Source organism: Pseudonocardia sulfidoxydans NBRC 16205, assembly GCF_007989085.1.
In the GTDB taxonomy this organism is placed as follows: Bacteria; Actinomycetota; Actinomycetes; order Mycobacteriales; family Pseudonocardiaceae; genus Pseudonocardia; species Pseudonocardia sulfidoxydans.
In genome coordinates this window covers 25,741-31,740 of sequence record NZ_BJVJ01000066.1, presented here as the reverse complement: position 1 = coordinate 31,740, position 6,000 = coordinate 25,741, and the positions used below count along the sequence as shown (strand labels likewise).

5 protein-coding genes are annotated in these 6,000 nt (G+C 69.5%); all 5 read right to left on the bottom strand.

Translation table 11 applies throughout. From position 1 onward, the window contains the following. Positions 1-47 precede the first annotated feature (47 nt). Positions 48-254, bottom strand: coding sequence for a hexameric tyrosine-coordinated heme protein (locus PSU4_RS24160; protein WP_222596379.1), 207 nt, complete (start codon positions 252-254; stop codon positions 48-50). A 49-nt stretch (positions 255-303) separates the two neighbouring features. Further along, the gene (locus PSU4_RS24155; RefSeq protein WP_147112861.1) at positions 304-1,620 is read right to left on the bottom strand and encodes an acyl-CoA dehydrogenase family protein; all 1,317 of its coding nucleotides are present in this window, start codon (positions 1,618-1,620) and stop codon (positions 304-306) included. Between the two features lie 381 nt (positions 1,621-2,001). Then, positions 2,002-3,390 carry a LytR/AlgR family response regulator transcription factor gene (locus PSU4_RS24150; protein ID WP_507763234.1) on the bottom strand — a complete coding sequence of 463 codons (1,389 nt, stop codon included), beginning with the start codon at positions 3,388-3,390 and terminating at the stop codon, positions 2,002-2,004. A 680-nt stretch (positions 3,391-4,070) separates the two neighbouring features. Continuing rightward, positions 4,071-5,360, bottom strand: coding sequence for an acyl-CoA dehydrogenase family protein (locus PSU4_RS24145; RefSeq protein WP_147112855.1), 1,290 nt, complete (start codon positions 5,358-5,360; stop codon positions 4,071-4,073). 57 nt (positions 5,361-5,417) lie between these two features. Beyond that, the gene (locus PSU4_RS24140) at positions 5,418-5,867 is read right to left on the bottom strand and encodes an RrF2 family transcriptional regulator (protein WP_147112852.1); all 450 of its coding nucleotides are present in this window, start codon (positions 5,865-5,867) and stop codon (positions 5,418-5,420) included. Between the last annotated feature and the right edge of the window lie 133 nt (positions 5,868-6,000).

Below are 6,000 nucleotides of genomic sequence, written 5' to 3'. Positions count from 1 at the left end.
AGTCGCGACGAGGGTCGGCCTGGCCAGGATCTTCATGTCCGGATACCTCACTGATCTTCGGTGTGGCGCCAGTGGTCGTTCGCGGCGGCGATCGTGGCGAACTCGGCGGCAACGATGTGAGCGACCTGGAGCAGGGTGGCGGCGTCGTCGGCGTAGACGGCGCGAAGCCGGTCCTCGTCCTCACGGTGGTGGGGCTGCTGGTCAGGGGGACGGGCCCGTCGAGGGGGCGACGGGCCCGTCCGCGGAGAGGACACGAGCAGCTGGGCGGTCGCTCGTGGCCCGTTCGGTGGGGCGGCTGAGGGGTCAGCGCCCCTGTACCGTTCCGATGCCCTCCATCTCCTTGGTGAAGGGCTGGAACTTGTGGTCCATCACCGTCCTCGGGTCGAACGACGGGTCGGCCATCACCCCGTGGACGCGGCGGCGCTGCATTCCGAAGTTTCCCGCGTCGTAGAGCGGGAAGACCGCGGCCTCACGCAGCAGCCGGCCGAAGTCGTGCTTGCGGTCCAGCGAGTTGACACCGACGACCTGCATGCACTTGTAAACGCAGTCGAACATCAGCTCCGTGCTGAAGACCTTCGACATCGCCCCGATCATCTCGCCGTGGTAGTCGTGGGTGTCGATGTAGTGCGCGGTCTTGTAGCAGAACGCCCGCGCGGCCTCGATCTTGGCTGCGACGTCGCCGAGGACGTACCCGGGGTATTGGAAATTGATGATCGGTGACGCGCCACCCGCGGTGTAGGTCTTGGCGAAGTCGAGCGCGGCCTCGTAGGCGGCTCTGGCGATCCCGACAGCACCGATCCCCGCGACCGGGCCGGACCACGCGAAGTTGCGGTTGATCAGGAGGTCGCCGTTGCCGGCTGTTCCTTCGATGAGGTTCGCAGCCGGAACGCGGGCGTTGTCGAAGATGATCTCCGAGTTCTGCGCGCTGCGTTGCCCTACAGTGCTGATCAGGTTGTACGTGACCCCGGGTGTTCCGCGCTCGACGATGATCGCCGACAGCCCCGAGGTGCCGTCGGCCTCGGAGTCCGTCCGCACGACGACGAGATTGAGATCGGCCCCCTGCCCGTCCCATCCCGCGACGTTGCAGGGCCAGTACTTGCGCCCGTTGATGACGTAGTCGTCGCCGTCGCGGACCGCGGCCACCGCCATGCCGGCGCCCCCGGCGGCGGGGGCGTCGAAGTTCGCGGTGCCGCCCGGGGAGCCCGGAGGCTCGCTGGCGGCGTAGCCGACGATGAACTCGCCCGAGGTGTCGGCGGTCGCACGGCTGATGAACCGCTGCTTCTGCTCCTCGGTCCCGTAGTACCAGACCGGCATCAGACCGAGTCCGTTGACGAGGACGGTGGTCCCGAACCCGGGATCGACTGCCTGGATCTCCTCCGCTGCGATGAGGAAGTCGACATTCGACAGCCCGCCACCCCCGTACTCCGCGGGAAGCATGCTGTACGCGATCCCCCGCTCGACCGCCTCGGCGTATGCGGGCTTCATCAGCTGGAACCCGCGCAACGGGTCGGGCTCCTCGTCGACCGTTCGAGCAATCGGCGCAAGGACCTCCTGTGCGAACTCCCGAGCGCTGTTCTGGAGCTTCTGTTGCTCAGCTGTGAGAGTGAAATCGAACGCCATTGTCGGAAACCTCTCGTTGAGATACTCGACCGGGGACCTGCACAGCGACGGCGAGTGTCGCTGCGGAGTGACGCCACGGACCGCCCATGACGGCGTGTGCCGGGACGAAGTCGGGCGGCCCGAGCACGAGGCCAGCATGTCAACGGCGGGCGAACGGGGGAAGGCCGTGGCAACGGACAGCGGCGTGGTGTCACGAATGACGGACCCGAGCCTGCGAACGGGCTGCGCGGACGCCGGCGAACCGTGGCCTCGAACCATCCGAACCCCCTGGTCGATCCCGGGCGCCATCGAAGTGCCGCGACGGCCTGGACCGTCGCGCCCCATCCACACCGCAAACCGCACGCCACGACTGCCGGAACCGTCGCCACCCCGGACTGCCGCTCACAGACCCAGGAGTTGCCTGACGGCGTGCGTGCTCCGCCGTGAGACTGGGATGTCCTCGGGCCGGGCCTGGTCGGTACTCAGCGTGATCACGCCGTTGCCCTTCTGGTCGATCCGCTGCACTCTGTCCGGGTTGACGAGAAAGCTGCGATGGACGCGGACGAAACCGTGTTCCGCGAGCCGCCGCTCCATGTTGTCGATCCCGCGGATCATGGCCCGCAACCTGCCTCGGTCGGTGACGAGCCAGACGGAATGACCCTGAGCCTCCGCGAAGCGGATCTCATGCGGATCGAGGAGCAGTACGTAGCGATCACCCTCGGCCGCCACACGTTCGCTGCGATTTGCAGGGCGGCCGGCGGCCGACGGCTCGCCGGGGTGGTCGGTCTCGACCAACAACCAGCCGGCAGGCCCGTCAGGGCCCTCGACTAGCCGCATCTCGAACAGCTCGTCGGCGTGGGCGAGTGGCGGCCCCGGCGCAAAGGTGGTGCGCCACTCGGGGTTGGTCGCGACCTCGGCGAGGCCGGTGCGGGCGATCGCCCGCAACGTCGGGTCCGGCTCCGTGCCCGCGCCGGGCCGGCGTCGGGGCCCGATGTCCCCGGCGACGATGCCGCCTCCGAGATCGAGCCCGACGACGGCTCCCAGCCCTCTGAGCTGCTCGCGCGCGCAGGCCCGGCCCATGCTCGCCGCATCGCGAGCAGCTTGTCGTGCTAGGTGCCGGCGGGGTTCGGCCAACTCGTCGTCGAGGCGCCGTGCAACAGTGGCGACAGTCTCCTCGCATCGACTCGAGATGCTGATCGACGCCACCGGTTCCCCGAGGACGGGATCGGTGAGCGCCGCACCGACACAGTTCCAGTCGTGCATCTCCGCACGCCAATGCTCCGGACCGCGCACCGCGACAACGCCCCGGCGGAGGAGGGCCATGCCTGTTCCGTTCGTTCCGGCGGCGTCCTCGGACCAGCAGAACTGCGGATCGAGGCTGCTCGTGTCGGCGTTCCTGCGGAGCCGGGCATCGGTCCAGACCGCGATGACCCGGCCGTGGCCGTCGCTCACGGTCGCGATGCAACCGCCGACGGCACGGACGACGGCCGAGGTGATGCCGCCGAGGTGGGCGTACAGGCCGCGGTGCCGGGGCGAGCAGGGCGGGCCGACGGCCGGCACCAGGGGGCGAAGCGGGTCGAGGTCGTACACGTCACGACACCGACGCCAGGAGCTCAGGATGTGGCGGGGTACGACAGCGCCGGCTGCCTCGTCGTCGCCGCCGACGAAGGCTCCCCACGCGCTGAGGGTGCCGGCTCGCCGGTCGTGCGGGACGCCCTCGGTCGGACCGGCGCAGGTCACAGTGCGCCTCCGAGCGCCCGCACGTCTCTGGGGCACCGTGGTTGTCTGCATTGCAATGCTCCTTTGCATCGCGCCGGCTCCCTGGCTGCTCGTTCCGACGGGTCGACCGGGTGCGTACCGGGCCGGCACCGCACGGACCTCCCGAGCTCACAGCGCCGTCGTCGACCGTCCGATCCATGGCGAGGCGCCGGCCTTGGCCAGGTGGTGCCGCCAGAACCGACGAACGGTCGCGGGGGCACCGATCGGGTGGCGGCCCCAGGGTTCCCCGCGCTGGTACGTCGCGTCACGCGGCGCGTGATCAGCGTGCTGTGGAGGGCGCATCGGCGCTCGTCTCGATCTCGGCGGTGAGGATCGGAGTCGGTGAACAGGCGGCGGTGAATTGGTGTCGGAGATGCTACTTTGGATCGCGTTGTCGAGCAAGGACGCCGCTGACCAGCGCAAATGTCGCCACCGTTGGGGAGACCGTGAGGCACGCGGAAGGCTGGCGGCGACGGGTGGGTGGACGTCGGCGGAACCGTCGGGGGAGGGGGCGGACGTGAGCTGCCTGCCTTCTTGTCCCTAATCGGTACGCCGTGTTCCGGATTGTGGCGGAACCGGCAGTCGGACGCGGGGCCTCCGTGGCCGTGCACTGCCCACGCTCCCGACGTTCCTGGCGCAGCCCCGGCCGAGCCGGCGCGTCGACCTGCGGGTGGGACGTCTCGGGGGCACTCGGCGCCGGTCCCGGCCCTGCCTCAGATCCCGTATCCCTCCATCGACCTGGTGAAGGCGATGGCGTCACCATCGGCGATGAGGTCGGGCGTGAAGCCGGTGTCAGCCATGACACCCCAGGCGCGACGGCGCTGCATCCCGATGTTGCCCGCGTCGTAGAGGGGGAAGGCGATCGCGTCGCGGTAGAGCTTCTCCATGCCGAACTTCTTGTCGAGCGCGTTGACGCCCACGATGCGCATGCAGTCGGTGACCACCTCGTGCATCAGGTCCGTGCAGTAGACCTTGTTCATCGCGCCGAGCGCGTGGCCGGCGTCCTCGTGGGTGTCGAGGTAGTGCGCCGTCTTCCAGCACATGTACCGGCCGGCCTCGATCCGTGCAGCGACGTCGGCGAGCAGGTGCCCGACGGCCTGATGGGCGATGATCGGCGAGGACCCGCCGCCGGTGTACGTTCGAGCCCACTTCAGTGCGAAGTCGTACGCTGCGCGGGCCACGCCGATCGCCGCGATCGCCGCCACGGGGCCCGACCACGTGAAGGCACGGTTGATCACCAGGTCGCCGTCGCCGTGGGCGAAGACGTTCTTTTCCGGGACCCGGACGTCGCGGAAGGTCATCGTCACGTTCTGACAGGTCCGATGGCCGATCTTGTCGATGACCCGGAAATCGACGCCCGCGGTCCCGCGCTCCACCGCGGCCACCGACAAGCAGTCGCGGCCGCCACGTCGACGGTCGGTACGGACAACGCAGATGTTGACGTCGGCGCCCTGGAGATCCCAGCCGCCCGCGTTCCCGGGCCAGTGCTTCTCGCCGTTGAGGACGTACTCGCCGGAGCCTCGGTCGTGCTCGGCGAACAGCTGGATGCCGGCACCTGGGTCGGGATGGTCGAAGTTGGCGGTCCCGCCGCGCTCGCTGACGACCCAGCCCGCGAGGAAGTCGGTCCGGTCAGGTGCTGTCGCGGCGCCGATCCACCGCTCACACAGCTCCTCCGGACCGAACCACGCCAACGGGAGCAGGGCCAGGCCGTTGATCAGGAGCGTCGTCGCAAACCCTGCGTCGACGGCGGCGAGTTCCTCGCTGGCAAGGAGCAGCTCGATGTTCGATGCCCCACCACCGCCGTACTTCGCGGGCAGGAACCCTGTGGTCAGCCCCATCCGGTGAGCGTGCGCGAAGGCCGACTTCATCGCCGCGAAGGATGCCTGCGGGTCGGCGAGCGCGTCGGCGCGCTCCGCTGCCGGGCGCACGATCTCGCGGGCGAACTCCCGGACCTCGTACTTCAGCGTGCGCTGGCGGGGGGTCAGCGCGAAGTCGATCGCCATGTGCATCCTCCCTCCGTCGTCGGATCGGTGCGCCGTGCGACTCCGGCTGTGCCGGGCCTACGGCTCGGCCGAGCGATTGCGGAACTCCAACGCTCCACGAAGGCCGTCGTCGTTGGCCGCGATGTCGTCGATGCTCGCGCGGTCGAGCTCGGCGAAGTAGGAGTCGACCGCACGCGCGAACACGTTCCGGGCGCCACACACCCCGGCGACCTGGCAGAAGCGGGCCGCGCCGAGGCACTCGACGACCGCGAAGTCGTCCTCCATCGCACGGATGACGTCGCCCACGGTGATGGTCGAGGAGTCGCGTACGAGCTGGACGCCCCCGCCGCGGCCCCGTGTGGTCTGCACGAGGTCGGCGGCAGCCATCCGGCGGACGACTTTGTCCAGGTGGGTGCGGGAGATCTTGTGCGCGGTGGCGATGTCGGCGATGGAGCCGCGGCGCTGCGGCGCGACCCGCAGGTACATGAGCACACGAAGCGCGTAGTCGGCGTGCTGGGTGTGACGCATCGGGGCTCGTCTCGATCTCACGGGATGGCGGGAGCCGGTGCGTTGCTCTCCGCAAAATTGGTGGCGCGGACGCTACTTCAGATGGCGGGGTTAGGGAAGCGCTGCCCGCGCTCCACCGGGCCACACGCTCGGG

Bases quoted from the DNA above. Each gene is read 5' to 3' on its own strand.
- PSU4_RS24155 (WP_147112861.1), bottom strand. From the start codon at position 1,620: ATGGCGTTCGATTTCACTCTCACAGCTGAGCAACAGAAGCTCCAGAAC.
- PSU4_RS24150 (WP_507763234.1), bottom strand. From the start codon at position 3,390: ATGCAGACAACCACGGTGCCCCAGAGACGTGCGGGCGCTCGGAGGCGC.
- PSU4_RS24145 (WP_147112855.1), bottom strand. From the start codon at position 5,360: ATGGCGATCGACTTCGCGCTGACCCCCCGCCAGCGCACGCTGAAGTAC.
- PSU4_RS24140 (WP_147112852.1), bottom strand. From the start codon at position 5,867: ATGCGTCACACCCAGCACGCCGACTACGCGCTTCGTGTGCTCATGTAC.